24 protein-coding genes and 2 pseudogenes are annotated in these 26243 nt (G+C 59.6%); 14 read left to right on the top strand and 12 right to left on the bottom strand.

Going from position 1 to position 26243, the window contains the following annotated elements; all coding sequences use genetic code 11:
* The first annotated feature begins 65 nt into the window (after window positions 1-65).
* Both LG376_RS11180 and zupT read left to right on the top strand, forming a co-directional pair.
* A complete protein-coding gene (locus LG376_RS11180) occupies window positions 66-2003 on the top strand; it encodes a BCCT family transporter (protein ID WP_225747167.1) in 1938 nt (645 codons plus the stop codon).
* 34 nt (window positions 2004-2037) lie between these two features.
* Window positions 2038-2835, top strand: a complete 798-nt coding sequence (zupT, locus tag LG376_RS11175; protein ID WP_049377962.1) for a zinc transporter ZupT — start codon at window positions 2038-2040, stop codon at window positions 2833-2835.
* 28 nt (window positions 2836-2863) lie between these two features.
* Here zupT and LG376_RS11170 read toward each other — a convergent pair whose 3' ends face one another.
* Genes LG376_RS11170 through LG376_RS11160 form a run of 3 tightly spaced genes read right to left on the bottom strand, consistent with a single transcriptional unit; the run spans window position 2864 to window position 5080 of the window.
* Window positions 2864-3811, bottom strand: a complete 948-nt coding sequence (locus LG376_RS11170; protein WP_049361468.1) for a DUF808 domain-containing protein — start codon at window positions 3809-3811, stop codon at window positions 2864-2866.
* A gap of 3 nt (window positions 3812-3814) precedes the next feature.
* Window positions 3815-4351, bottom strand: coding sequence for a DUF402 domain-containing protein (locus LG376_RS11165; RefSeq protein ID WP_225747166.1), 537 nt, complete (start codon window positions 4349-4351; stop codon window positions 3815-3817).
* Complete coding sequence (locus LG376_RS11160; protein WP_225747165.1) at window positions 4352-5080, bottom strand: hypothetical protein; 729 nt, start codon at window positions 5078-5080, stop codon at window positions 4352-4354.
* Between the two features lie 275 nt (window positions 5081-5355).
* Here LG376_RS11160 and typA point away from each other — a divergent pair, with 275 nt between their 5' ends.
* Window positions 5356-7266 carry a translational GTPase TypA gene (gene typA, locus LG376_RS11155; protein WP_049377965.1) on the top strand — a complete coding sequence of 637 codons (1911 nt, stop codon included), beginning with the start codon at window positions 5356-5358 and terminating at the stop codon, window positions 7264-7266.
* A gap of 11 nt (window positions 7267-7277) precedes the next feature.
* On the opposite strand, the gene LG376_RS11150 is transcribed toward typA, so the two are convergent.
* A complete protein-coding gene (locus LG376_RS11150; protein ID WP_225747164.1) occupies window positions 7278-7940 on the bottom strand; it encodes a GPP34 family phosphoprotein in 663 nt (220 codons plus the stop codon).
* 89 nt (window positions 7941-8029) lie between these two features.
* On the opposite strand from LG376_RS11150, the gene LG376_RS11145 reads away from it, so the two are divergent.
* The 9 genes and pseudogenes from LG376_RS11145 to LG376_RS11105 all read left to right on the top strand — a co-directional run bounded on the left by LG376_RS11145 (window position 8030) and on the right by LG376_RS11105 (window position 15509).
* Window positions 8030-9661 carry an ABC transporter family substrate-binding protein gene (locus LG376_RS11145; protein WP_225747163.1) on the top strand — a complete coding sequence of 544 codons (1632 nt, stop codon included), beginning with the start codon at window positions 8030-8032 and terminating at the stop codon, window positions 9659-9661.
* Window positions 9651-10520: a PIG-L family deacetylase gene (locus LG376_RS11140; RefSeq protein ID WP_225747162.1), complete on the top strand. Its 870-nt coding sequence runs from the start codon at window positions 9651-9653 to the stop codon at window positions 10518-10520. The genes LG376_RS11145 and LG376_RS11140 overlap by 11 nt, the downstream gene beginning before the upstream one ends.
* Entirely contained in the window at window positions 10520-10897 is a 378-nt protein-coding gene (locus tag LG376_RS11135; protein ID WP_225747161.1) for a hypothetical protein, read from the top strand. The genes LG376_RS11140 and LG376_RS11135 overlap by 1 nt, the downstream gene beginning before the upstream one ends.
* A gap of 53 nt (window positions 10898-10950) precedes the next feature.
* On the top strand, window positions 10951-11274 hold the full coding sequence (gene fdxA, locus LG376_RS11130; protein ID WP_005327491.1) for a ferredoxin: 324 nt from the start codon (window positions 10951-10953) through the stop codon (window positions 11272-11274).
* Window positions 11275-11277: 3 nt separating this feature from the next.
* Window positions 11278-12366 (top strand): succinyldiaminopimelate transaminase, encoded by a 1089-nt coding sequence (gene dapC, locus LG376_RS11125; RefSeq protein ID WP_225747160.1) that lies wholly within the window; start codon window positions 11278-11280, stop codon window positions 12364-12366.
* Window positions 12323-13153, top strand: a complete 831-nt coding sequence (locus tag LG376_RS11120) for a pseudouridine synthase (protein ID WP_225747159.1) — start codon at window positions 12323-12325, stop codon at window positions 13151-13153. The genes dapC and LG376_RS11120 overlap by 44 nt, the downstream gene beginning before the upstream one ends.
* Window positions 13154-13603, top strand: a pseudogene (locus LG376_RS12700) (helix-turn-helix domain-containing protein); the annotation flags it as partial.
* A gap of 19 nt (window positions 13604-13622) precedes the next feature.
* A pseudogene (locus LG376_RS11110) lies at window positions 13623-14842 on the top strand (IS30-like element IS1513 family transposase).
* A gap of 103 nt (window positions 14843-14945) precedes the next feature.
* Window positions 14946-15509 carry a GtrA family protein gene (locus tag LG376_RS11105; RefSeq protein ID WP_198492831.1) on the top strand — a complete coding sequence of 188 codons (564 nt, stop codon included), beginning with the start codon at window positions 14946-14948 and terminating at the stop codon, window positions 15507-15509.
* A 282-nt stretch (window positions 15510-15791) separates the two neighbouring features.
* On the opposite strand, the gene LG376_RS11100 is transcribed toward LG376_RS11105, so the two are convergent.
* From LG376_RS11100 to LG376_RS11085, 4 genes are all read right to left on the bottom strand, one after another.
* Window positions 15792-16274 carry a transcriptional regulator gene (locus LG376_RS11100; protein ID WP_225747158.1) on the bottom strand — a complete coding sequence of 161 codons (483 nt, stop codon included), beginning with the start codon at window positions 16272-16274 and terminating at the stop codon, window positions 15792-15794.
* Window positions 16267-16476, bottom strand: a complete 210-nt coding sequence (locus LG376_RS11095) for a helix-turn-helix transcriptional regulator (RefSeq protein WP_225747157.1) — start codon at window positions 16474-16476, stop codon at window positions 16267-16269. Before LG376_RS11095 ends, LG376_RS11100 begins: the two co-directional genes overlap by 8 nt.
* Window positions 16477-16530: 54 nt before the next feature.
* On the bottom strand, window positions 16531-17391 hold the full coding sequence (locus tag LG376_RS11090) for a type IV toxin-antitoxin system AbiEi family antitoxin domain-containing protein (RefSeq protein WP_225747156.1): 861 nt from the start codon (window positions 17389-17391) through the stop codon (window positions 16531-16533).
* Window positions 17392-17636: 245 nt separating this feature from the next.
* Complete coding sequence (locus tag LG376_RS11085; protein WP_225747155.1) at window positions 17637-18710, bottom strand: IS30 family transposase; 1074 nt, start codon at window positions 18708-18710, stop codon at window positions 17637-17639.
* 72 nt (window positions 18711-18782) lie between these two features.
* On the opposite strand from LG376_RS11085, the gene LG376_RS11080 reads away from it, so the two are divergent.
* Both LG376_RS11080 and LG376_RS11075 read left to right on the top strand, forming a co-directional pair.
* Window positions 18783-20126, top strand: coding sequence for an IS256 family transposase (locus LG376_RS11080; protein WP_005326230.1), 1344 nt, complete (start codon window positions 18783-18785; stop codon window positions 20124-20126).
* 309 nt (window positions 20127-20435) lie between these two features.
* The gene (locus LG376_RS11075; protein WP_005324630.1) at window positions 20436-21665 is read left to right on the top strand and encodes an IS110 family transposase; all 1230 of its coding nucleotides are present in this window, start codon (window positions 20436-20438) and stop codon (window positions 21663-21665) included.
* Here the strand turns inward: LG376_RS11075 and LG376_RS11070 are convergent.
* The 4 genes from LG376_RS11070 to LG376_RS11055 form a co-directional block, all read right to left on the bottom strand.
* Window positions 21652-22080: a hypothetical protein gene (locus LG376_RS11070; RefSeq protein WP_225747154.1), complete on the bottom strand. Its 429-nt coding sequence runs from the start codon at window positions 22078-22080 to the stop codon at window positions 21652-21654. The two genes, LG376_RS11075 and LG376_RS11070, sit on opposite strands and share 14 nt — an antisense overlap.
* A 298-nt stretch (window positions 22081-22378) precedes the next feature.
* Window positions 22379-23710 carry an amino acid permease gene (locus tag LG376_RS11065; protein ID WP_225747394.1) on the bottom strand — a complete coding sequence of 444 codons (1332 nt, stop codon included), beginning with the start codon at window positions 23708-23710 and terminating at the stop codon, window positions 22379-22381.
* Between the two features lie 99 nt (window positions 23711-23809).
* Entirely contained in the window at window positions 23810-24781 is a 972-nt protein-coding gene (dapD, locus tag LG376_RS11060; protein ID WP_225747153.1) for a 2,3,4,5-tetrahydropyridine-2,6-dicarboxylate N-succinyltransferase, read from the bottom strand.
* A gap of 17 nt (window positions 24782-24798) precedes the next feature.
* Window positions 24799-26157, bottom strand: a complete 1359-nt coding sequence (locus LG376_RS11055; protein WP_225747152.1) for an amino acid permease — start codon at window positions 26155-26157, stop codon at window positions 24799-24801.
* Window positions 26158-26243: the final 86 nt, after the last annotated feature.

The following is a 26243-nucleotide window of genomic DNA, read 5'->3' as shown; positions in this document are numbered from 1 at the left end:
TGAAACCCGGAAAACAGAATAGGAGTAGAACCATCTCTTCTTCACCGTCTTCCTCATCCCGCCCTGTGCGTGGGGTGAATAATTCGGAGGAAAGCAAAAAGCGCACCCGCAACGCCAAGCGCATTCTCAAAGACATTATGTACCCGCATAATATCCACCCCGCGCTGGTACCGGGCGTTGCCATTGAGGACCAGAAGGTCAAGTATGGAGTAGACAAGCCGATCCTCTTTGTGGTCGGCGGACTGGTCGTCGCCTTCGTAATCTGGGGTGTGATTGCGCCCGAGCAGGTTTTCGATGCTTCTTCGGCAGCACTCGATTGGGTGATGCGCAATCTGGGCTGGATCTTTACCGCCCTGGCGACGTTCCTGATGTTCTTGCTTATCATCTTGGCTTTTTCAAAGTATGGCAAAATCCCTCTCGGGCTAGATGGGGAGAAGCCGGAATTTTCCACGGTGAGCTGGGCCGCGATGCTCTTTGGTGCCGGCATTGGCATCGGCATTATCTTCTTCGGCCCCTTCGAGCCGCTGAGCTACTACCTTTCGCCGCGCCCTGGTGCCTATGAGGCTGCGAGCGATGAAGCGGTGCTGGGCGCCATGGCGCAGGCCGCCATGCACTGGGGCTTTAATGCCTGGGCGATTTATGCCATCGTGGGTCTATGCGTGGCCTACGTGTCCTTCCGTCGCGGCCGTGTGCCGCTGATGAGCTCCATCCTGATGCCGCTCTTTGGCAATCGCTCCTCTGATTCCCTGCCCGCGCGCATCATCGATGGCTTAGCCATTATTGCCACTCTCTTCGGCACCGCCGCCACGCTGGGCATCGGTGCGCTGCAGATCGGTCGCGGCGTGGAATTGGTCAGCGGCTGGTCTACCACCGGCAACACCGCGGCGCTGGTAATCATCGTAGTGCTGTCCATCGGAACGATCTTCTCGGCCGTCTCCGGCGTGGCCAAGGGCATTCGGTGGCTCTCCAATATCAACCTGGTGCTGGCCATGGCGCTGGCCTTGTTCTTCTTCGTCGTGGGGCCGACCGCCTTCTTGGCCAATATGCTGCCGGCCGTAGTGATTGAATATCTCGATGAAATGCCACAGATGCTCTCGGCCAACATGGGCGAGGGGGAAGACATGGTGGCCTTCCTGTCCTCCTGGACCACCTTCTACTGGGCTTGGTGGGTATCCTGGTCGCCATTCGTGGGCGTCTTCGTAGCCAAGATTTCCCGCGGGCGAACCATCCGCCAGTTCGTGCTCGGTGTGTTGCTTATTCCCTCGGCTATCATTGTTGCCGCTTTTACCATCCTGGGCGGCACCACCATTTGGCTGCAGCGCCGCGATGGCGATATCGCCCCAGATGGCACCATTGATTCCATGCCGGCGGCAGAAGACATCTTTTTCAAGGTCTTGGATCACTTCCCAGGAGCGGAGTGGATGGCGCCCATCGTCATCGTCATGCTGGTGGTCTTCTTCATTACCACGGCTGACTCCGCATCCATTGTGAACTCGCAGCTCACCCAGCGCGGCAACCCCAAGCCAAACCCGGTGGTTACGGTCTTTTGGGTGGTATGTATGGCTGGCATTGCCGTGGTCATTTTGCTTGCCGGTGGCCGTAATGCGCTGCAGGGCCTGCAGAACCTTATTACGGTGACGGCTTTGCCTTTCGCGGTCATCATCGTGCTCATGTGCATCGCGTTGGTGCGCGAGCTGCGCCATGATCCTGCCTCCATCCGTCATTTCTACGAGGACGAAGCTGTCTCTAATGCGATCGTGCGCGGCGTGCGCGATTATGGCGATAACTTTGCCCTGTCTATCGAGCCGACGGACGGCGACTACGCAACGGGCGCGCACTTTAACTCCACTGCAGCAGAGGTGACCGATTGGTACGCGCGCACGGACGAAGAGGGCCGCGCCGTGGGCTATGACTATGAGGCAGGCGAGTATGTGGACAACGATCCATCTATCAAGAATGGCGAGTTCATCTCTCCGGTACCGGAAGATAAGGAAGAAAATTAATACTTGACAATTATTGGCTGGTAGGGTGCCAGCTATGACTTTTAGTACCTTTGCCTTTGCCTTCGCCTTGGTGCTGCTGTCGGGTCTATCGACCTCGATTGGCGGCGCTTTGGCGGTGGGAAGGCGCCAGCCGGGGCCGGCTTTTATGGCCGCTGCACTGGGGCTTTCGGCCGGCGTGATGCTGTATGTCTCCTTTATGGAGATCCTGCCGGAAGGCATTGCGCAGCTTTCCGACGCCCTCGGCGAGGAAACCACCGGCACCTGGGCCGCCGTCGGGGCGTTCTTTGCTGGCATCGCCGTCATCGCCATCATTGACCGGCTCGTGCCGGAGGAGATTAACCCCCATGAGCCGGCCACCACGGCCGAAGAAGCCCGCCGCAAAAAGCTAATGAAAACCGGCGTATTTACCGCCTGCGCGCTGGGCCTGCACAATTTCCCCGAGGGGTTTGCCACCTTCCTATCCGGCCTGGATTCTAAGGAAGTTGCGGTGCCGGTGGCGGTGGCCATCGCCATTCACAATATCCCGGAAGGCATTGCGGTGGCTGTTCCGCTGCGCGAGGCCACTGGCTCCCGCAAGAAGGCCTTTTGGTGGGCCACCTTGTCTGGCCTGGCCGAGCCGCTCGGCGCGCTCATCGGCTTCGGCCTTCTCTTGCCGGTTATTGGGCCGGCGACGATGGGCATTAGCTTCGCCGCCATCGCCGGCATTATGGTCTTCATCTCGCTGGATGAGCTATTGCCCACCGCTGAGGAGACCGGCGAGCACCATCACGCTATCTACGGCTTGATTGCCGGCATGGCCGTGATGGCGGTTTCGCTGATGCTATTTATGTAGCCCGGCTATGCAGCCGGGCTACGGCGTTTTAAGCCTCCGCCGGCTGGGCGGAGGTGGCCGAGGTCTTGCCAAAGGAGGCCTTGACCGCCATCACGATGGTGGCAACCACTACGCCAAGCACCAGGCCGCAGACCATGGACATGCCGGTATCTGCCAGCCACGCCAAGGCGCCATTGGAGATCTTGTCGGTCACGGACGCAATGAACTCGTGGGGCTGATCCATACCGAATTCGTGCAGGCCCTTGACCACGATGTGGCCGCCTACCCACAGCATGGCGGCGGTACCGATGACGCCGATGATATCGAGAACGATCGGCATGCCCTTAACCAAGGCGTTGCCCACCGTGGACTTGCCATTGTGGCGCTTATTAAGGGCCATGCCAATATCGTCCATCTTGACCAAGAGGCCAACGGCGCCGTAGACACCCAGGGTCAGTAAGATGCCGACGAAAATGAGGGCTGCCAGGCGCATCCAGAATGGCTGGTCGATGACCTCGTTTAAGGAGATAACCATGATCTCAGATGACAAGATGAGGTCAGTGGTAATCGCGGACTTGACCAAGCTATCTTCGGCGTCTGCGCCCTTTTCCTGGACTGATTCAGTTTCCTTCTCTCGGTGGGGAAGAAGGTGATGCAGGATTTTTTCCGCGCCTTCAAAGCATAGATAGGTACCGCCGCACATTAAGATGGGCGTGAGCGCCCACGGCGCGATCCAAGAGAGGATCATGGCGATGGGCAAGATGATTACGAGCTTATTGATGAGCGAGCCCTTGGTAATGCGCCAGATCATCGGCAACTCGCGCTGGGGCTTAATTCCCTCCACGTATTGTGGGGTTACGGCAGCATCGTCGACCACCACGCCTGCGGCCTTCACGGAGGTCTTGCCTGCAAGGGCGGCCACATCGTCAACGCTAGAGGCAGCGGAGCGGGCGATCAGGGCGACGTCGTCAAGCAGAGCAAAAAGGCCACCGGCCATAAATTATCCTTCTGGGGTTAGGGTGATGTTATCGGACCACGTTAAGTGTATTCCCTGATGCGCCAACCAAGCCATCGCATCGTCACCGCTGCGAGTAATGCCCTCGACTGCGGCAAGTGTAGTGTCGATGGCTTTCTCTGTGTCCTCGGCAGAAATCAAGCCGGCGGAGGCCGCGGCAGAGAGCTCATCAATATCGAGCACGGAAATGGGCTCGCTGCGGGTGGCAACAAGATCCACATAAAGATCGCGGGTGGTCCACACCGCGCCATCGCGCTGGATTTCGGCCACATCAATATAAAAGTCCTGGTGGACGTCCACCCCGGGGCGGAAGTGGAAGATATTCGCACGCAGGTTGAGATCGGGCAGCAGCCACGATTCCAGGTACCCGAAGCGCGGATGATCGGCCCCGCGCGCCATGTAGAGGCCGAAATCCGTCTCGGTGTACGTGTCGACCTCTCGCCGGAACCCCTTGGGGTCGATATTGGTGTACTCGGCGGTATTAAAGGTCTCGCGCTTGACCGGATGGAGATCCACCGGCATTTACTTCACCTCAAGGAAGGCGGCGGTCGGGGCAAAATTGCAGCGGGATTCCTGGGTGTTCACGCTGCCAGAAAGCAGCGCGATGACGGTGCCCTTGCCGGTCTGGGCGGTACCGGACAAGGTGGTAGGGCCGTCCTGATTGATGCCATTGTTATTTAGTGGGGTGATGCCGCTGCGCAGGGTGTCAAGGTTGAACCACTGCACGTTCATCCCGCCTTGTTCTCGTGCGGCCGGTGGGGTGCCGAGGGCGGTGAAGAGGAAGACGGTTTCGCCGGACTTTGCACCCGGTGCCGGCATTTCGGTGGGGCCAGGAACGGCGATGGCCGAGCCCATGGCATCGCTAGTGCCGCCAATGCACTGTGCGGAGACTGTGGGCCAGTAGAACTGGCGGAAGTTCGGGTTATTGCCCTCCGGCATGGCTACGCCGCCCTTGCCATCGCCGCCGCCGGCGAAGAACGCGAGGCCCGAGAGGATAGCGTTGCGAACATCCTCGGGAATCCAAGGTTGTGCCGCAAAAGCGCGGATGCGGTCCTGGGTTTCCTGATTGGGGCGGCCGAGCTCGTCCAGCGGGCTATGGGAGGATGCCTGCTGCACTAAGGAAGAAAGATCCGGTGCGGATGCCTGCGCAGGGGCGACGAGCGGAGAAGCGAGGCCGATGAGCGCGGCCGTGGCAGCGGCGATATAACCGGTACGGCCGGACAGGCGCCAGGTGGTGCGGGCGTAGCTCACGTTATCAATTCCTTGGGTGCGGTCTCGGAAAGGGGCGTCAAACCCCAGTTGTCACATCTGTAACAATATTACCTACAGTAACGATAGTGATGGCAAGGGCGGTGTCAAGTACTTTGGCAATCTATAAGAATTTTCGCTCTCCCTATACGGTGCGTTACGGGGTAAAGCCAACCCCAATGCTGCACTTGGCCCTTTAAGGGGGTATCGTGGGAGCTCGTTCAAGATCAATTTCGCGCGCGCAAGCGCTGTAGATCCTCCGAAGGAGAACCCCACTAGTGAGTAATACCGAGTTCCGTAATGTTGCCATCGTCGCGCACGTTGACCATGGCAAGACCACCCTGGTCAACGGCATGCTGGAGCAGTCCGGCGCCTTTGGTGACCACGGTGAACACACGGACCGCGTCATGGACTCCAATGATCAGGAGCGCGAGCGCGGCATTACCATTCTGGCCAAGAACACGGCGATTCACCGCAAGGGTCTGGGCAAGGACGGCCAGGACCTGATTATTAACGTCATCGACACCCCAGGCCACGCCGACTTCGGTGGCGAGGTCGAGCGCGGTATTTCCATGGTGGATGGCGTCGTCTTGCTCGTCGATGCCTCCGAGGGTCCGCTGCCGCAGACCCGCTTCGTGCTCACCAAGGCACTGGAAGCTAAGCTGCCGGTTATCATCTGCGTGAACAAGACTGACCGTCCGGATGCCCGCATCGACGAGGTTGTCTCCGAATCCCAAGACCTCCTGCTGGAAATCGCCGCCGGCCTCGAGGATGAGGAGGCTGCAGCCGCCGCCGAGGAGCTGCTGGACCTGCCGGTTCTCTACGCTTCCGGCCGCGCCGGCGTTGCCTCCACCGAGAACCCAGGCGATGGCAACGTCCCTGAGGGCGAGGATCTGCAGCCGCTTTTCGACGTCATCTATAACGTCCTCCCAGAGCCTTCCGCTACCGTCGACGCCCCACTGCAGGCACACGTGACCAACCTGGACGCCTCCGACTTCCTAGGCCGTATCGCGCTGCTGCGTATCTACGCCGGCCGCATTAAGAAGGGCCAGCAGGTGGCCTGGATCCACTACGACGAGGATGGCAACCAGCACACCAAGACCGTGAAGGTCGCCGAGCTGCTGCGTACCGTCGGCTTCGAGCGTCAGCCGGCCGAGGAAGCCATCGCCGGTGACATCGTGGCTATCTCCGGCATTTCTGACGTCATGATTGGTGACACCATCGCCGATCCGGAGCACCCTGAGGCTTTGCCACGCATCACCGTAGACGAGCCGGCCATCTCCATGACCATTGGCGTAAACACCTCCCCGATGGCAGGCCAGGGCGGCGGCGATAAGCTCACCGCGCGTATGGTCAAGGCCCGCTTGGAGCAAGAGCTCATCGGTAACGTTTCCCTGCGCGTGCTGCCCACCGAGCGCCCCGACGCTTGGGAGGTCCAGGGCCGTGGCGAAATGGCGCTGTCCGTGCTTATTGAGTCCATGCGCCGCGAAGGCTTCGAGCTGACGGTTGGTAAGCCGCAGGTTGTGACCAAGGAGATCGACGGCAAGACCTACGAGCCATACGAGATCCTCACCATTGACTCCCCGTCTGAGCACCAGGGTGCTATCACCCAGCTGCTGGCCTCCCGCAAGGGCCAGATGCAGGCCATGGACGTGCGCGAGGGCGACTGGGTACGTATGGTCTTCCGCGTTCCTGCCCGCGGCCTCATCGGCTTCCGCACCCAGTTCATGACCGAGACCCGCGGTGCCGGTATCGCTAACTCCATCTCTGATGGCCTGGATGTCTGGGCCGGCGAGATCAAGTCCCGCCCGACCGGTTCCCTGGTGGCTGACCGCACCGGCCAGATCACCCAGTACGCGCTGATGCAGCTGGCTGACCGCGGCAACTTCTTCGTCGAGCCGGGCGCCGAGGCTTATGAGGGCATGGTCGTTGGTGCCAATAACCGTGATGAGGATATTGACATCAATATCACCAAGGAAAAGAAGCTGACCAATATGCGCTCCGCTACTGCGGATGCCACGGTCACCCTGGCCAAGGCACACACCCTCTCTTTGGAAGAAGCACTGGAATTCTGTGGCAACGACGAGTGCGTCGAGGTCGCCCCGGACGTCCTGCGCGTGCGCAAGGTAGAGCTTTCCGCTACCGACCGCAAGCGTGCCGCCGCCCGCGCCAAGCAGATGAATAAGTAAAAAGCCGCACCCTAGGTGGTGGTGATTGCCGCTGACGTGGCCACCATCGCCGCAACCGCTGCCGCCTCCTCAACTACGGCCTTGACCGCAGAGGAGGCGGTTTTGTCATACTCGACCTCTTTTTTGATTTCCTGAATGCGTGCCCGCATCTCCCGGCGCTTCATTCCCTCCGCATCGTTTTTCAGCAGGGTATAGGCACCGCTGACCTCGCGGAGAATATCGAGAATAATGACGTCATTGACCGTGGCTGGGCGCTGCGCCTCTAGGACTGCAACCAACCGCTCGCGCAGTTCCTTTTCTAGCTCCAGGTCCGTCATGATGTAGCGGTCGCCGCTTATCTGCCACCACTTGGCCTTTTCCACATCGAGCAGTCCATTCGCGTGGAAATCCAAAGCGATGATTTCCCGCGGGGTAAACCACGAAGCCTCCAACAGGCTCTGCATGCTGGTGGCCTTGTGCTCCTGCAGCTCCTCCCAAGCCCATGCCAAGACGGGGTGCTCCGGGCGCTGTGGAGTAGTCTCTACCTTCTTTTTCTCACCGAGCTCTACGTGCCCGCCCAGTAGCAGGTCCGCGAGTACGGTGGCGCGCAGAGCGGCCTCATTATTGGACACCCAGTCTTCCTTCTTGCCGTTGTCCTTGGTCAGTAGAAGAAACATTTCTTGGCAGATGAGCATTGGGGTCTCCTTAATAGTTGCGGTCTGTGGCCAAGTCTAGCGCCAAAAATCTTCGTTTCGGCGGGGTGGAGGGACTAAAGTAGTCCGCGATGAAAAAGAATCCGGCTTCACCAAGGCGCGCGGCGTCGGCAATCGCAGCGGTACTCAGCACCGCCAGCATTGCAATACTTAGCGCCTGCGCGGCTAACCCCGGCCCACCACCGGTGGTGGAGGACAATGCCTCCGCGCTGCAAGAAGAGCAGACCACGACCACGGCTACCCCGGAAGAAGAGCAGCCGCAGGATGCCGACTCCGCCAAGCGCCCCACCATCTCGGTGGGTGTGGACCCTCTGCGTGCGGGATTGAACCCGCACTTGGTGGCCAATAATTCCGAGCTGGTCGACCAGATTGCAGAACTGGTGTTGCCCTCGGCGTTCCACGACGGGCAAAGGGATGCCGATATCCTCGAATCCGCCTCTGAGGTCACCGCTCCTAAGGGCGTGGCGCAGCGGGTGCGCTACGTCATTGCCTCGCCCGCACAATGGTCCGATGGCACCCCCATTTCCGGCGCGGACTTTAGCTACCTGTGGAAGCAGATGACCACCACCGCTGGTGTGCGCGATCCCGCCGGCTACCACGCCATATCGGCCGTCAATACCTCCGATGGTGGCCGCGTAGTCACCGTGGACTTTTCCCAGAAGGTGAAAGATTGGCACCTGCTTTTCCATAATTTGCTGCCTTCCCACCTGCTGCAGGACGATAACTTTGGCTCTGCGTTAGCCGATAAGATTCCGGCATCGGCCGGGCGCTTCCTCGTCGATAGCGTGGACCGCGGCCGCGGAGTCATTACCTTGAACCGAAACGACCGCTTCTGGGGTGCTAATCCGGCCCAGGTGGACGTCATTCAGCTGCGCGAGGTACGCGATAGCACCCAGGCGCTCAATATGCTGCGCTCCGGGCAGATTGGTTTCGCGGACTTTACCCCGGATCAAACCTCGCAGGAGGCACTGGGTCTTTTAGGGCATGTTTCCGATAAGACACTGACCCGCCCGCGCCAACTGCGCCTGCACATGTCCACCGCGGATGGAGCGCTGGAAGAAAGGGCAGCGCGCCGCGGATTGGCCTCGCTGATTGATACGGACCAGGTCGCGCGCTTGGCCACCGGCCGCGCTTCCAACCTAGAGCCCGGGAATAACCCGATAAGCAAGGATGTGGATCTCACTGCGCTGCGCACCCGCGCTAGTAAGAAGCCGATTCGCTTTGCGGTAGACCCCACCAGCCCCACGGCCTTGGCTGCGGCCAATACGCTTTATGACGTCCTCGAAGCCCACGGGATCGCTGCCGAGGTGGTGTCCGAACGCCTGACCACGATCACCTCCAAGCTCCTGCCCGAAGGCGAGGTGGATGCGGTAGTGACCTGGGAGGATATCTCACTGAACTCGGTGTCCGCGGCGAATATCTTCAGCTGCGATGACAAACAGCCGCTCGCCGGCGACCTGTCCGGAATCTGTCCGGAGAACGCGGATGAGATTCGCGAGGAGATTTTGTCCGGAGCCATGAGCCCGAAGGAAGCGCTCGGACGCATTCGAGATGTGAACTCTAAGGAGGCCCTCTACGTGCCTTTGGTGGATGAGACGCGTATCCACGCGCTCGGGGAGGGTATTGTAGGCCCCGGCCAGAGCATTGATGATTGGGACGAGGGTCTTATCACCGCGCCCCGCTGGAGGATAGATGAAGACTAAGGACTTAACCGGCTACCGCGTGGTGGCAGTGCACGCCCACCCGGATGATGAAACCCTCTTTATGGGTGGCACCCTGGCCACTCTAGCCGCACGCGGCGCCGAAGTTTCCGTCATTACGCTTACCTTGGGCGAGGATGGCGAGGTCATCGGCGAGCCTTACCAAGGCCTGGCCGATCATGATCAGCTCGGCGGTTTCCGCGCCCGCGAATTGGCCAATGCCCTCGATGCGCTGGGCGTCAAGGGAGTTCAATTGGGCGGATTCGGGCATTTCCGCGACTCTGGCATGGCGGGTTCTCCCTCGCACGATAACCCCCGTGCGTTGGTCAATCGCATCGAGGAGGCCGCCGAGTTTCTCAGCGACGAGCTCGAAGCCATCCAGCCCCACGCCATCCTCACCTACGGGCCCGATGGCGGCTACGGGCACCCGGACCACATTGCGGTGCATGAGGCGGTGATGAAGGCGGCTGCGCCAAGCACGCGCATTTGGTACGGCATTTTTGAACGCGCCGCCAACTATGCCGGCTTGGACACCCTGGATGCGCCGGCCGGGTGGACCAAGCCCAGCCAGGAGTACCTAGACAATTTCACCAACGAGGGCGCCGATGTCACCGTCGCTCTTTCCGACGCCGCCCTTGACGCCAAGCGCTGCGCCATGCGCGCCCACGCCTCCCAAATCTGGGTGGCCGATGGCTCCACCACCCGCACCAACCCCGAGGCCGCCGTGGCCGCGCTGCACGAACCCGAGCAGGTGCCCGGGGCCTATGGACTATCCAATCTGCTGGTCATGCCCCTGCTGCGCGCCGAGTACTTCCAGCTGGGACAGGGTGAGCCGGCCGATGACCTGCTGGGCGGCCTGTAATGCGCACGGATTTTAGTCGCGGCGAGCAGGTCACCGGCCTAGTGTGGCTGGCCATCGGCGCGTTGCTATCGGTCTTCCTCGAGGTCATCTACCTCACCGCGCGAATTCCGCTATCCAATGGGGCGAGCGTGGCCTTTCCCATCACCATCCTGCTTGCGTGGTGGTTTAATTCCGTGCTTACCCGCACTGCCCGGCTATGGAGTCCCGCGCCGGCGGTCGGCGCCATCCCGCTCATCGTCTGGTGCCTGGGCTTTTTCGCCTTCATGCTCCTCGTACCGATGACAGGAGACATGCTCTTGGCCAATAATATTCTCAGCCTGCTCCTGCTTTTGGCCGGGATAGGCGGGGGCGTTTGGCCATTTTTCAAGCAGAAGTGACATACTATTAATCACCCCAAATCCGAGAAATCAGGAAGCTTCAAGGAATCTCCATGACTTATACGATCGCACAGCCTTGCGTTGACGTAATGGACCGCGGCTGCGTTGAGGAATGCCCTGTTGACTGCATCTACGAGGGCAAGCGCATGCTCTACATCCACCCGGATGAGTGCGTGGACTGCGGTGCCTGCGAGCCGGCTTGCCCGGTTGAGGCCATCTTCTACGAGGATGACGTTCCCGATGAGTGGCTGGACTACAACGACGCCAACGCCGCCTTCTTCGATGACCTGGGCTCCCCGGGCGGCGCGGCGGCCCTTGGGCCACAGGACTTTGACGTCCCGATGATTGCCGCGCTTCCGCCACAGAATCAGGAGTAAGACATGGCACGCACACCGCTAGGAAAGACGCTTCCAGACTTCCCCTGGGATTCGCTGGCCGGCGCCAAGAAGAAGGCCCAGGCCCACCCGGGTGGAATCGTTGACCTCTCGGTGGGCAACCCCGTTGACCCTGTATCCCCAGGCGTGCAGCTTGCGTTGACCGCAGCCGCGCAGGACCCTGGTTACCCGCAGACCGCCGGCACCCCGGAGCTGCGCGAAGCCATCGCCGCCGCGCTCACTCGCCGCTATAACATGCAGGTTGACCGTGTGCTCCCGGTGGTCGGCACCAAGGAGGCCATCGCCTGGCTGCCTACGCTTTTGGGCATGCGCGGCGAGACCGTCGCTTTCCCCTCGGTGGCCTATCCCACCTACGAGGTGGGCTCCCTGCTCGCCGGCGCCACGCCGCTGCGCGCGGATTCCGATTTCCAGGATGCCTCCCTGGTCTTTTTGAATTCGCCGTCCAATCCCACCGGCCGCGTGCTCGGCGTGGAGGAGCTGCGCCGCATCGTGGCGTGGGCGCGGGAGACCGGCGCCATCATCGCCTCCGATGAGTGCTATATGAGCTTGGGCTGGAATGACGATAACCCGCCGGTATCCATCCTGGATCCGCGCGTGACCGATGGCGATAACACCGGGCTTATCGCCATGCATTCGCTGTCCAAGACCGCGAATATGGCCTCTTACCGCGCCGGCTTCTTCGCGGGTGATAATGACCTCATTGCTGAGCTGCTCCAGCTGCGCAAGCACGCCGGCCTCATCGTTCCAGGTCCCATCCAGGCCGCCATGGTCGCCGCGCTAAACGACGACGACACCGAGGCACTCCAGCGCAACCGCTACGCTTCCCGCCGTGCGGTGCTCATGCACGCGCTTGTCGACGCCGGCTTTACCATCGACCACTCCGATGCCGGCATGTACCTGTGGGCCACCCGGGGCGAGAATTGCCGCGAGACCATCGACTGGCTTGCCGAGCGGGGCATCCTCGCGGCCCCGGGTGACTTTTACGGCCCAGCCGGCGAGAAGCACGTGCGCATTGGCCTCAATGGCACCGATGAGCGCATCGATGCCGCCGTGGACCGCCTCGCCGGTGCCTAATTCCGGTAGGCCTCCCGCCCGCGCGGGCATTTCGCCGCGCAAAACGGTCCTGCGCGGCCGCGTGCCCGAGGAGGGGGAGTACTTCGCCGCCCGTGCCGGCGACTCTCCCTTTTCGCCCGGCACCGCGCTGTCGCCCGGCGCCGCACTCCCGCATCCCGTGCCCGCCTGGTACCACCCTGCGGTGCCGCCGGAGCGCCCGATTCCTTTCGACTACTCCGTGGTCCACGCCGACCGCGACCTCATCGTGGCCGATAAGCCACACTTCCTGCCCACGACCACCAACGGCCGCCTCCAGCGCGAAACGCTGCAAACCCGCCTGCGCGTAGATTTTGGCGAAGACGGCATCGTACCTCTGCACCGCCTGGATCGCCTGACCGCTGGCCTCGTCATCTGCTCCCGCAATCCCGAAACCCGCGCCGCCTACCAGCGCATCTTCCTGGAGGGGAGTGCGGTGAAGAGGTATCGGGGCGTCGTCAAGCGGCCGCTTTATGTGGACCGGGAAATTGCCCTGCGTATGCGCAAGCCCCGCGGCTCGCGCCAAGTGCTCGTCGTCCCTGACGGCACGCCCACCTCCACGTTTGTGCGCGCCGCCGGCCGGGAGGTGACCATGTGGCCGCGGACCGGCCATACCCACCAACTGCGAGTGCTGCTCAATTACCTCGGCCACCCGCTGCTCGGCGATGATACCTATCCCACCCCGCGTGAGCTTGACCTCTATGACTTCCGAACCCCGCTCGCCCTGCTCCACGAGGCTATAACTTTTATAGATCGTGCTGTCAAGGGGTGAATGCGCCACTTCGACCGGGAGGTAGTTGTGACGCGTTGGACTCCGAAGGATGTTAAGGATGCTGCTGTTGAGCGCGTGGTGGCAGGCGAGGCAGTTAGCCTGGTCGCGCGTGATGTGGGTGTAGGCCCCGAATCGGTTTACGGTTGGTTGAGGGTAAGAGGTGTCGAACCTCCAGGCAGGCGTGCGAGTCGTTTGCGTGATCCGTTTGTCCGTGAGGCTGTTGGGTTGGTGCGTGCAGGTATGTCGATCAGTCAAGCAGCACAGACTGTTGGAATATCGACTGGCTTGCTTCACAGCAGGTTAAAGAAAGCTGGTGTAATCGAAGTGCGGCCTAGACGCGCCCACTTGTCACCTGATAAACGTGCCCAGGCCGTGGAGCGAGTGCTTGCTGGTGAGAGCTGTCAGACAGTGGCTGATGCTATCGGTGTGCATCCTTCTACCGTGTATGGGTGGATAAGGAAGCAGCGGTATGCGAAGTTACGCCGGCAGCGACATCGTCGAACGCCTGATGAGGCGGTGGTGTCTTTGCCAGATACAGGCAAGAAGCTGGGTAAAGATTCTGTTATGCCAGCACCGATGAAAACTCAAGCCGTTGATGGATTTCCTAGCGGCGTATTCGACAAACACGCCTTAGTAGGGCGTGGTCGCAGGCTTACTGTTGAAGACCGTGTTGCTATTGAAGCGGGATGTCGTGTCGGTGATTCGGCACGAGCCATCGCGCAGAAAATAAATAGGCACCACAGTGTCGTCGCTCGTGAAATCACCCGTAATGGTTGGAAGATCGTCGATGAGGACGGCACAGAGCAGCTGCGGAAAAACGCCCACAACGCTGCTGTTTCTACTGCTGGTCGGATGGTGCGGCCAAAACTACGCAAGCTCGATGAAAGCCCAACGCTTCGGGGTGTAGTAGTCGATTGCCTTGCCCGCAGGTGGTCACCTGGGCGCATTAGTGCATGGCTTGAGCATGCTTTCAGCGATGATGAAAGCATGCGTATTTCCCACGAAGCGATCTACAGTGCCTTATACATTCAAGGCAAAGGCAGCCTGCGAGCCGAGCTTGAAGAAGTCATGAAGACTAAAGACGTACTTATCCGCGGCGGCTCAACACGCAAGCGTCGTGCCCGAAACGCTGGCGTGTTAACCGGTCGCCCTTGGATCAAAGGTGCTGAGATCACCCACCGCAGCCCGGAAGCTGATGACAGGGCTATTCCCGGGCACTGGGAGGGCGACCTTGTTATTGGTAAAGGTGGCAAAAGCGCGCTGATTACCCTAGTAGAGCGCACCAGCCGTTACACCCTGCTTGGACACCTTCCCGATGAGCACAGTTCACACACCGTGGTCGCAACCCTGCAGGACATGGTCAAAGACCTCAACACCGAGCAGCTAAAGACCATCACATGGGACCAAGGCGCAGAAATGGCTGTCACAGCACAAGTCCAGATTAAAGACGGCTGCCAGGTGTTTTTCTGTGAACCGCACTCACCGTGGCAGAGACCAACCAACGAGAACACCAACGGCGAGATCAGGCGCAGGTTCTACAAAAAGGGCACCGACTTTGCCACCGTCACACCCGAACATGTCGCGTGGGTGCAAAATGAGCTCAACGAAACACCCCGACAAATCCTCGGCGGCGCAACCCCACGTGAAATACTTAACGAACTATTCAAGCGTGGCGCATCCACCGCTTGATTCCGCCGATCCTCTATCACATTCCGAGAGTCAATTTTTCAGTTCCCAGGCCTTAAGAACTACAATCGAGTAGTTATTTAATCACTGGCTAGAAAGGCGGCCCATGGCAGACCTCAGCGTCGCGCGCTTTGTGTCCAATTTTGGGCAGTTTCTCAAATTCGGCATCGTTGGCGGTTCGGGAACCCTAGTGAACTTGGTTGCCTCAGTCATCGCCAAAAAATGCGGCTGGGCGTTCTTCGAAGCGATGCCCAATGACCCGCTGGTCAACCTCTTCGGAACCCAATTTCACCTGCGCTGGTTCATGCTGTATTCCACTATCGCTTTCTTGGTCGCGAATACGTGGAACTACCAACTCAACCGCATGTGGACTTTCAAATCCGTAACTAAGGTTTCCTGGCTGCGCGGCTTCTTCCCGTTCCTACTTACCGGACTCGGGGCATTCCTCGTTTCCATTGCTATCCAGCACTTTTTAATGAATCCCACCTCTCCGCTGCATCTGCCGGCCGATATTCTGGATGATTCCAGCGGCCTGCGCACTATGTATTACTGGGCAAATGCGATTTCTATCATCGTGGCGATGCCTATCAACTTCGTTATTAACAAGTTGTGGACCTTCCGCTCCAAGCCTAAGCCCCCGCAGGTTGTCGACCACGCAGAGCCCGCCTAGCGCTGCTGCCTACGCGGTCGCGGCGCTCCGTGGCCCGAGCCCCGCCGCCCTTCGCGCTCACCCGCGTGAGGCGGCGGGGATATTTTTGGCAGTCGGTGAGCGGCAAGGGAGGCGTCGGCAAGCAAAGCGCCCTTCCCGCTCACTGGAAGAAGCGGTGGGGCAGAATTCTGGTTCTCGGTGAGCGCGAAGGGAAAGACTTAGCCCTTGACGCTCACCGGGAGGACAAAACGAGTAATCCCGCCCTCTGCGGTGAGCGCGAAGGGCGGGGTGAGGGCCGAGAGGTTAGTCGTCGAGCTCGGCGTCGAGGCGAGCCTGGTCGCGGCGGTGCTGACGGCGACGAATGAATGGGGTGAGGATGAGTACGGTGATGGCACCGACGGCGGTGCCGATGAGGTAAGCGACGGGGTTGTGGCCTTCGGCGGGCGCGTAGGCGTTATAGGCAATGCCGGCGAACATGGCGATGAGCGGGATGAAATAGACGGCCATTGCGGTCCAATTTCGGCCTACCGGTGGGGTGGCGACGCGTTGGCGCATCCACGCGGTGCCGATCGTGTTGCCGATGATGGATGGAGCGAGCGCGAGGAAGCACAGCATACTCATTTGGCCGGGGAGGACCCAGGCGAGGATTGCGGCGACGACGAGTTCGAGGAATGGGATCGGGGTCATTCCGATTGCGCAGGCTTTGAGGCAGGTATCGCGTTCGAATTCATCGCGCGTCGTGCGCTCGATTTCATTGAGGGAGTAGTTAGCAATGGCGTTAATCATGTTGTTCAGCTCCAAAGATTTCTTCGACGGTTTTTCCAAGTTCGTGGCAAATGTCCAGCGCGAGGTGCACGGAAGGGGAGTAATTGCCCCGTTCGATATTGGCAATGGTCTGGCGGGAGACGCCGGCTTTTTCAGCGAGTTCGGCTTGTGATAATTCGAGCCAGCGGCGCCACTTGCGGACCATGTTGGGGTGGTCGGCCATCCGGACTCCTTTACTGTATGTCATACTTGCATGTCCAAGTGTAAAGAATAATTGTCAATGCGGCAAGGGTTGTACGCATAGGTGCCATGTCCAGTAGGGCTGAGTTGCTGAGTACGGAAGCTCAGGGTTGCGCCCTTTTAGCACGTCAAGAGTGGCTTTGATAAGCAGGATGGCTTCGCTGAGGTGGTAGTTGATGTCGTCGGCAGTAAAGCGTAAGACCGTATACCCGTGGGCGACGGCCGCGTTTTGTTTGGAGCGGTCAGCTTGAAAGGCCACGCTGTGTTTGTGGTATTCCCAGCCATCGACTTCCACCAGGAGCCTTCCAATCCTGAGATCAAAGCGGTACCCAGCAATGAGAGCATTGTGTTCTGGGAAAATTCCTACAGCGCGCAGCTTTCTGCTTAAAGTGCACTCCGGTGGGCTATCCGCTCCAATCGCAGCGTGCCGGATCGTCTCCTTTAGAGACCTCGGGACACGCCGCATTCGCCGACTGTCCATTTCTAGACGGCCGGGTCCGTGCTTTCCCCGATAGTGTTCTTCCAAAAGAGGCCTGCACGCACGCGAAATCCTACGTGCGGCCCACAACGGTTGCACCACCGGAAGGCCGTTGACTTTGTGCGTGGCTTGAAGTCGCGAATGTGAAACGCGAAAGTTCTTTCCCTTCAAAGTGCGCGGTCCCTCCGCTTCCAGAGGAAATGTCAGCTGCCGGCCGAGGTAAATCTCCTGCGCCGTCTTTCCCGTGAAGTGGATGCGGCTGAGCCCATGGGCCAGTGCCCGCGCCACCGCCCAGGGCGTCCATTCATCGGTGTAAATCCCCCGATGCACGCGAAAGAGCTTCCCCTCGCGTACCTTGCGACGAATCGCATCTTTGCTCAAACCTTGCCCGCGTAGTTCCGCGGTAGTCCATTCCCCCATGGGGCTTAACCTAAGCGGTCGTGTTGGGCTGAAGCTACGCGCGTCGCGGCATCCTGTGGATAACCCGGGGTTCGGAGGCAATCTTCCGCTGCGTGGTTCGGATGGCTGTGGATAACTGCCCTTCGCGCTCACCGGCGGCCCCGGATGGCCCCGATTTGTGCTCCCCGTGAGCGCGGCGGGGGCCGTGGGCAGAGCTCGCCCTTGGCGCTCACCAGGGCGGATTCTAGTGGTCGTGGAAACACTTCTTATGTTTCGGTTGAGTTTATCAGTGCGGCCATTTTCTCGGCTGGTGTTTGAAAGCCCAGGGTTTTGCGGGGGCGGCGGTTGAGTTGCATGGCGACGAATTCTAGGTCCGCTGCACTATGGACGCTTAGGTCTGTTCCTTTAGGGAAGTACTGCCTTAGTAGTCCATTGGTGTTTTCATTGGTGCCTCGCTGCCACGGCGAACCAGGATCGCAGAAGAACACGGGACACTTTGTAGCTACAGAAAAGGCCTTATGGCAGGCCATTTCACTTCCCTGATCCCAGGTAAGTGATCCTTTGAGATGATCTGGCAAGGTAGCAATCGCTTTAGTAAGTGCTTCATTTACTTCGGTAGCACTATGCCCATTAGGTAAATGCAGCAAGATGACATAGCGCGTGGTTCGCTCTACTAGCGTGCCAATTGCAGACTTATTACCCGCGCCTAAAATGAGGTCGCCTTCCCAATGACCTGGTACTGCTCGGTCGTCTACTTCTGCTGGCCGGTCGGAAATCATCACCATAGGGTCAACAAACCGCCTGCGGGCACTGCGCGTGCCACGAGGTCGACGTTGGGCGTGACCGCGACGCAGTGCAGCAGCGACTTCCTTTTTCAACTCACCTTTAGCCTGGAAATACAAAGACTGATAAATAGTTTCAGGACACACGTACATAGTCTCATCACCGGGGTAGCAGCTGCGCAACCTCCCAGAAATCTGCTCCGGCGAGTACCTATCTTTCACCATCGCCCAGACCACGGTGCGCAAACGTGGATTGGCATCAATCTTGCGCTTTTTCGGTCTAAACCTACGCAACACCGATTTACGGTGCGCATGCGTGGGAAGATACACCCCAAATTCATCCCGGTTGCGTTTAAGTTCCTTGCTGATAGTGCCAGCAGAGCGCTGAAGACGCCGAGCTATCTCGCGTACACCTTTGCCTTGCCGGTCAAGGTCAAAGATGAGCTCGCGTTCTTCTATCGATAAGTAGCGCGAAGAGATACGCCTATCGATACGCTGTTGTGGAATAACCTGGACTGGAACTGCTTGGCGACCATCAACGTACTCGATTACCTGCATAAGCCTGTTATACAGGAGAGTGTCTGATGGTTTGTGTGTGGGTACCTAACCCGCATGAGGAGATGGACCAGAATGACTACTGTGGCACGACGAGATCCGGCTGATAAGGCCAAGATTGATGCGATTGAAAAGAAGCTGCTTGCTAACCCTGAAATCGCGAAGCTGATTGATGACCTAGGCACATCCACAACGGATGCCAATGACCTGGTTCGCGGCATGTTGCAAGCCTCGATTACCAGGGGACTCAACGCTGAAATGGATGCCCACCTGGGCTACGAGTCTGGCGACAGGAGCGCTAAAGCTGCTGCTGGAACAGACAATCACCGCAACGGGTCATATCCAAAGACCGTGGATTCTAACTACGGGCCAGTCACCGTTGATGTCCCACGCGATCGGGCTGGAACATTCTTGCCGACTATGGTTCCTAAAGGTTCTAGGCGCTTGACTGATGTCGATGACATGATAGTCAGCTTGTACGCCGGTGGGATGACAATTAGGGACATCCAGCACCATATGGCAACGGCGATGCGTGTTGATATTTCCCATGAGACGATTTCCGCGGTTACCGATGCCGTCCTCGATGAGGTCATGGTCTGGCAAAACCGCCAGCTAGACGAGTTCTACCCGGTCATTTTCCTGGATGCGCTGCGCATTAAAGTCCGCGATGGCGGCCGAGTGGTCAATAAGTCCGCGTACATGGCTATCGGCGTGGATCTCGACGGTATCAAGCACATTTTGGGATTGTGGATTGCCAAAGAAGAAGGCGCTTCATTTTGGGCGCAGGTATGTGCCAATCTTTCCAATCGTGGGGTCAAGGACGTCTTTATCGTCTGCTGTGACGGGCTTAAAGGTCTGCCTGAAGCAGTTGAGGCAACGTGGCCGAACTCTATGGTGCAAACCTGTATCGTGCACCTGATTCGTGCCGCTAACCGGTGGGTAGCCTACGGGGATCGCCGGGGCGTATCAGCCGCGTTGAAAAAGATTTACACCGCCACGGATGAAACCACAGCTAAGGCTGCCTTAGACGAATTTGAAGCCTCTGAATTGGGAGAAAAGTATCCACGCTCAGTCAAGGTCTGGCGAGATGCTTGGGCGCGTTTCGTACCGTTTCTGCAGTTCCCACCAGCGGCCAGAAAAGTAATCTATACGACGAACTCGATTGAATCATTCAACAATGAACTGCGTAAAGCTACCCGCAACAGGGTACAGTTCACCAACGATGAATCAGCGCTCAAGACGCTGTGGCTGATGATCTGCAATATCGAAGACAAACGAGCTGCAAAGAGAGCGAAGCAGGGCAAACGAGTCTCAGCGACAGCCGGCAGACTCATGGAAGGAGCCCGAGTTTCCGGCTGGAAACAAGCCATCAACCAAATGGCCGTGGCCTACCCCGACCGCTTCGACAAATACCTATAAACCTAACCCCACACACAAACAACTTGACGCTGATAATGGGAATACAGGATCGGAACCACGTGGAATGACCCACTTCTTGACTGGCCATGATCTCCTCATGTGCCTTCAGCGTGATCTGTCTTCCATGTTAGTTCCGACCCTGTACCGCAATCTGGTGAATCCGCCCATGACCTTATAGGAGCGTGACGTCTCCACCGTGACCACCCCGGCAGGTGTCTAGTGTAGTCGTCCCATCAGCGTCTTGTCTGCCCGGAAACCCCGGATCGCGGGTCACCCGCACGTTTGCTCACAGACAGGACCTGATCCCCAATGTCTACCACTTTCGACTGCCCCACCGGCCCCGTTGCCGGAATCGACACCCACACCGATACCCACACTGTTGCCGTTATTTCGGACACCGGCCGGCACATCGCCACCGACACCTTCCCCGCCACCAACCCTGGCTACGTGGCGATTTCAGAGTTCATGGCAACCTACGGTGTCACCACCGTCGGTGTGGAAGGAACCAGCTCCTATGGAGCAGGCCTGACACGCCACCTTCGCACCCAGAAATACTCAGTCGTAGAAGTCTTACGCCCTACCCGCGCCGTTCGACGCCGGGACGGCAAATCAGACCCCGTTGATGCTGTCGCTGCCGCCCGCCAGGTGCTCACCGGGGAAGCCTTAAGCATCCCGAAAGACACTTCCGGGCCAGTGGAATCCCTCCGTGGGTTGCAGATCACCCGCCGTCAGCTCGTGATGACAGCAGCGAAACTGATGACAACGATCAAATCGTTGCTGGTCACAGCACCCGATGAGATTCGACGCCGCTATAGTGCGATGTCCACATTGGTCATGGTGGAGGCCTTGTCCCGGTGCCGACCATCAGCTGACCTGGCCGACCCCAGAAATGGGGTGCTCCTCGCGTTGAAGACATTAGCCACCACCTATCGTGATTTACAGAAACAGGGTACGCAGCTGGAAAAACACATCAGTATCCTGGTTGAGATGATCAATCCGCATGTGACCTCGATATTTGGGTGTGGTTCCGTGGTGGCTGCTGATCTGATTGTCAGTGTGGGGGATAATCCAGGCCGGATTCACTCCGAGGCAGCATTAGCTCATCTGTGCGGGGCCGCACCGATTCCGGCTAGTTCTGGACGGACTCATCGGCACCGTCTCAACCGGGGTGGTGATCGTCGGGCGAATTCTGCGTTGCATCGGATCGCGTTGGTGCGGATGCATCATGACCAACGCACCAGGGACTACGTAGCCAAACGCACCAAGGAAGGATTGTCGAAAAAGGAGATCTTACGGTGTCTGAAACGCGCCATTGTCAGGGAGGTCTACCGGGTGTTGTGCTTGGGTCAGGCCGTTCTTCCAACGGGCCAGGTAGAGGTTGATGAACTCAAAGCTCGACGGATCGAGAGGCAGTTATCGCAAGCCCAGGTTGCTGAAAAACTCGGGTGTGCCCCGGCGAGAATCAGTGATATCGAAACCGGCAAGCGCCCTTTGCCGGAGTTGAGGTTGGCTTATGAAGAACTTCTCAAATCAGCTTGACACAACATAGGAGCATCACGCTCTTATACAGCGCCACATCTGGGCCAGCCGGGACAAAAGGCACACGCCCGGTGGAAAGCTTAATGACACCTTTGTCTATATCAGCAGCATTACGCGGATGAATGCCACAGGCTAAAGCGGCATCTTTGCGCCCTAAAGCATTCGCACGCAGTTGCAGATAACTACACCGGCCAGTTGTGGCCGCAGCTTTGCGGCCATGTGGATTGCGCTTCCACAAACCAAGCTCAATACCGATGCGGTACACCGGAGAAGAGCCTATAGAAAGCTGGCGCGCAATATCCATCGGTGCCACACCTTCCAGCCACAGGCGAGCTATTTCCTCACTGTCATCCGAGCTAGTAGTCCTGCGGCGCTTGCGCGGCAAGTCCAACTCGCCAGCAAGCCGATAAGCCACCGACCGCGCTAAACCAACCACCCCAGCAGCCGCCCGTATTGAACTACCAGCCCGAACCAACGACGCAAACCGCGCCACAACAGCAGAATCCGGAACCCATTTCGACTCCACACAATCACCTAACCCATGTCAGGTGTTTCCACGACCACTAGAAATCAAGCAGGTGATGAAAAAGAGAGACCCCGCCTTGTGCCGGTGAGCGCGAAGGGCGGGGAGTGGCCAAAGGCGGGGGTGTGCAAGGGCGGGGCGTGGCCGAGGGTGGCGGGAAGGGGCGAGGTGAGCCCCTGGGATAAGGGGGCTAGGTGAGAGGCAGCGTCGAGGTCGGGTTGATGCCGCGAACCTTGGAATTGATGACGCCGGCGATGGCGAGCACCGCGAACATGGCCGCGGCGGAGAGGAGTTGGGTACGGGCGGTGGCGTCGGTAAGCATGAGCACAGCGATGGCCGCAAAGAGGGCGAGGGCGAACCAAGTGAGGTAGGGGAAGGCCCACATGCGGATGGGGAGGGGATGGAGGGCCTCGAGCTGGCGGCGCAGGCGCAGCTGGCTGACGGCGATGAAGACCCAGACGATGAGCAGGGAGGCGCCGGCGGCGTTGAGCATGAAGGTAAGAAGCCAACCGGTATCGGCGTAGTTGAGCACGACCATGATGGCCGAGAGAAGGACGGACAGGCCGATGGCGGTGGTGGGAACGCCGTCCTTATTGGTGGTGGTGAAGACGCGCGGGGCCTCACCGCGGGAGGCTAGGGAGTGCATCATGCGGGAGGAGGCGTAGATCTGCGAGTTGAAGGCGGAAAGTAGCGCGAGGACGATGACGACTTCCATGATGCCGGCCGCGCCCGGGATGCCAGCACGTTCGAGAACCATGGTGAAGGGCGATTCCGCGGCCGTGGAGGCACCGCCCAGGATGGAATAGGGCAGGAGGAACGTGATGACGAGGACGGAGCCCAAGTAGAACACGGAAATGCGCAAGATGGTCGAGCGCACGGCATTGACCAGGGACTTTTCTGGGTCTTCGGATTCGGCGGAGGCGATGGCGACCACCTCGATGCCGCCGAAGGCGAAGGCTACTGCGAGCAGGCCGGCCGCGACGCCGCCGAGGCCATTGGGCATGAAACCGTCCTCTAGGAAGACGGAGGTTCCGATGAAGGAATGGCCGGGCAGGAGGCCTAGGATGAGCAGCGCGCCGATAATGAGAAAGGCCACGATTACGATGACCTTGATGAGGGCGAACCAGTACTCGAATTCGCCGAAGCTGCGCACGCGCAGCAGGTTGATGATGCCGAAGAGGACCACGCAAACGGCGGCGGGGATCCACGGCGAGACGTTGAACCAGGAGCCAATGAAGCCGGCCGCGCCGGTGATTTCGGCGCCAAGGACGGCGACGGTGGCTAGCCAATAAATCCAGCCCTGGGTAAAGCCCGCCCAGCGGCCGATGCCGTGTTCGGCGTATTCGGAAAAGGAGCCGGAGGCGGGGATAACGGTGCCCATCTCGCCCAGCATCTGCATCACCAAAATGGCCAGAAAGCCAGCGATGACGTAGGCGAGGAGCACGGCGGGGCCGGCGGCGGAGATGCCGACGCCGGTGCCCAAGAAAAGTCCGGCACCGATGGTGGAGCCTAGCCCCATCATCGTCAGGTGGCGGACCTTCAGACCAGAACCGAGGGTGGAGGAGTTATCAGTCACCCCTCCATCTTATTTTGCCCGATTGAGCTATAGGAATCGGGGGTATTAATTCTTGTGCAGCTCGTCGTTAAGCGCGACGGCCTCGGACTTCCACTCCACGGCCTCAACCGCACCGGAGACGGAGTTGCGGCGCAGCAGCATGCCGGAGGCGCCGGAGAGCTGGGAACCCTTGACGTTCTCGCCATTATCAACGCCCAGTGCTTCCGCGACCTTGCCAAAGACGGTTACCTTGGTGCCGGCGGTGACGTAGAGGCCGGCTTCGACCACGGCGTCGTCGCCAAGCGAAATGCCAATGCCGGAGTTGGCGCCGAGGAGGCAGCGCTCGCCGATGGAGATGACCTCTTTGCCGCCGCCGGATAGGGTGCCCATGATGGACGCGCCGCCGCCGATATCGGAGCCATCGCCCACGACGACGCCCGCGGAGATGCGGCCCTCCACCATGGAGGCGCCCAAGGTGCCGGCGTTGAAGTTGACGAAGCCCTCGTGCATGACGGTGGTGCCCTCAGCCAGGTGGGCGCCCAAGCGCACGCGGTCTGCGTCACCAATGCGGACGCCGGACGGCACAACGTAGTCCACCATGCGGGGGAATTTGTCCACGGAGTAAACAACGACCGGACCGCGGGAGGCCAGGCGGCCGCGCACCATCTGGAAATCGGACACGGCGCAGGGGCCGTAGTTGGTCCAGACCACATTATTGAGGTGGCCGAAGATACCGTCCATATTCAACCCGTGTGGCTTGACTGCGCGGTGGGACAGGAGGTGCAGGCGCAGGTAAGCATCGTAGGTATCGACGGGGGCGTCATCCAGATCCTTGATGGAGGTCTCAACGGCAACGCGGGCCACTCCACGTTCCTCGTCCGGGCCTGCCAGCGCGGAGAACTGCTGGGGGACCTCCTCCAAGCGCTTGGTTTCGGTGGTCTCTACGTTCTTATCGGTGTATACGGCCGGGAACCATACGTCCAAGACGGTGCCGTCATGGGTAATGGTTGCTAGGCCGCGTGCGGATGCAGAAGTCATGCCCGCTAGCTTAGCAACTATTTCTGCGCCCCCGCGCGCTGGCCGGTGGGAAGCACAAAGGACAAGATGACGAGCACCGCAGCGAGGATGAGCACGGAGATTACCTGGTTGCGCGCGGCCGGATCAAAGAGCATCAGCAGGGTTAGCCCGCCCAGGGCGGCGGCCGTGATCCAGGGCAGCCAGGGGAAGCCGGGCACGTGGATTTCCGTCAGCTCGCCGTTCTTGCGCAGCACGGGGTGCAGCTTAATAAAGGAAGCCACGATGAAGGACCAGATGACCAGCAGGCACCCGCCGACGGCGTTGAAGAGGAATGCCAGGAGCCCCGGCGGGTTCCAGAACTGCAGGCCCACCGAAGCGAAGGCGAAGACCATGGACAAGATGACTGCGTTGATGGGGGAGCCGGCGCGATTTCGCTTGAGGAAGAATCCCGGGGCGCAGTGGTCCTTGGCCATATCAAAGACCAAGCGGGAGGTGGCGTAAATCTGCGCGTTGAAGGCGGAGAGCAGGGCGAGGGCGATAATCGCTTCCATGAAGCCGGCCGCGAAGGGAATCTTGGCGGCCGCGAGCACTAGGGTGAAGGGGGAATCGGCCGCGACATCGGCGTCCTGGATGGAGCTAAACGGCAGCGCCATGGTGATCACTACGATAGAGCCGATGTAGAAAATCATGATGCGCACGATGATGGCGCGCACCGCGGTGGCGACGTTATGCGCCGGATCCTCGGACTCGGCGGCCGCGATGGTCACCAGCTCGATGCCGCCGAAGGCAAAGGCGACGGCCAGCAATCCGGCGGCGAAGCCAGGCATGCCATTGGGCAGGAAGTTATCGGTGAAATTGGTACCGGCCAAGGAGACATCCATGCCCGGCAGGATGCCCAGCGCCATGAGTGCGCCGATGACGAGGAAGGCGACGATGACTCCGACCTTGATGATGGCGAACCAGAACTCGAACTCACCAAAACCGCCCACGGCCGCGAAGTTGACCACCGCGAAGAAGGCCACGGTAATAAGCGCTGGAATCCACGGGGCAATATCGAACCAGTTGGAAATGATGGCGGCCGCGCCGGTGATTTCGGCGCCCATGACCATGATCAGCATGAACCAGTAAATCCACCCCATGGTAAAGCGCGCCCAGTGACCGAAGGCCTGGCCGGCGTAGGTGGAAAATGACCCCAAAGAGGGGCGGGCGGCTGCCATTTCACCCAGCATCCACATCACCAGTGCGATGAGCGCGCCGGCTACGGCATAGGAGATGAGGACGGAGGTGCCGGAAATCTGGATGCCGAGGCCCACGCCGAGGAAGAGGCCTGCGCCCACGGCGGAGCCAAGGCCCATCATCGTGAGATGACGGGATTTCAATTGAGTGGCTTCGGCCATTGTTATCACCTTAGGGAGGACGAATTATTTGCAGTGAAGTGAACTTTACACAATGCGGTGAGCTGCGCGGAGCGCTAGCATGGCGC

The organism is Corynebacterium sp. Marseille-P4611 (assembly GCF_916618765.1).
Taxonomy (GTDB): Bacteria; Actinomycetota; Actinomycetes; order Mycobacteriales; family Mycobacteriaceae; genus Corynebacterium; species Corynebacterium marquesiae.
The sequence above is the reverse complement of the archived record's forward strand: the minus strand, read 5'-3'. Positions and strand labels throughout refer to the sequence as shown.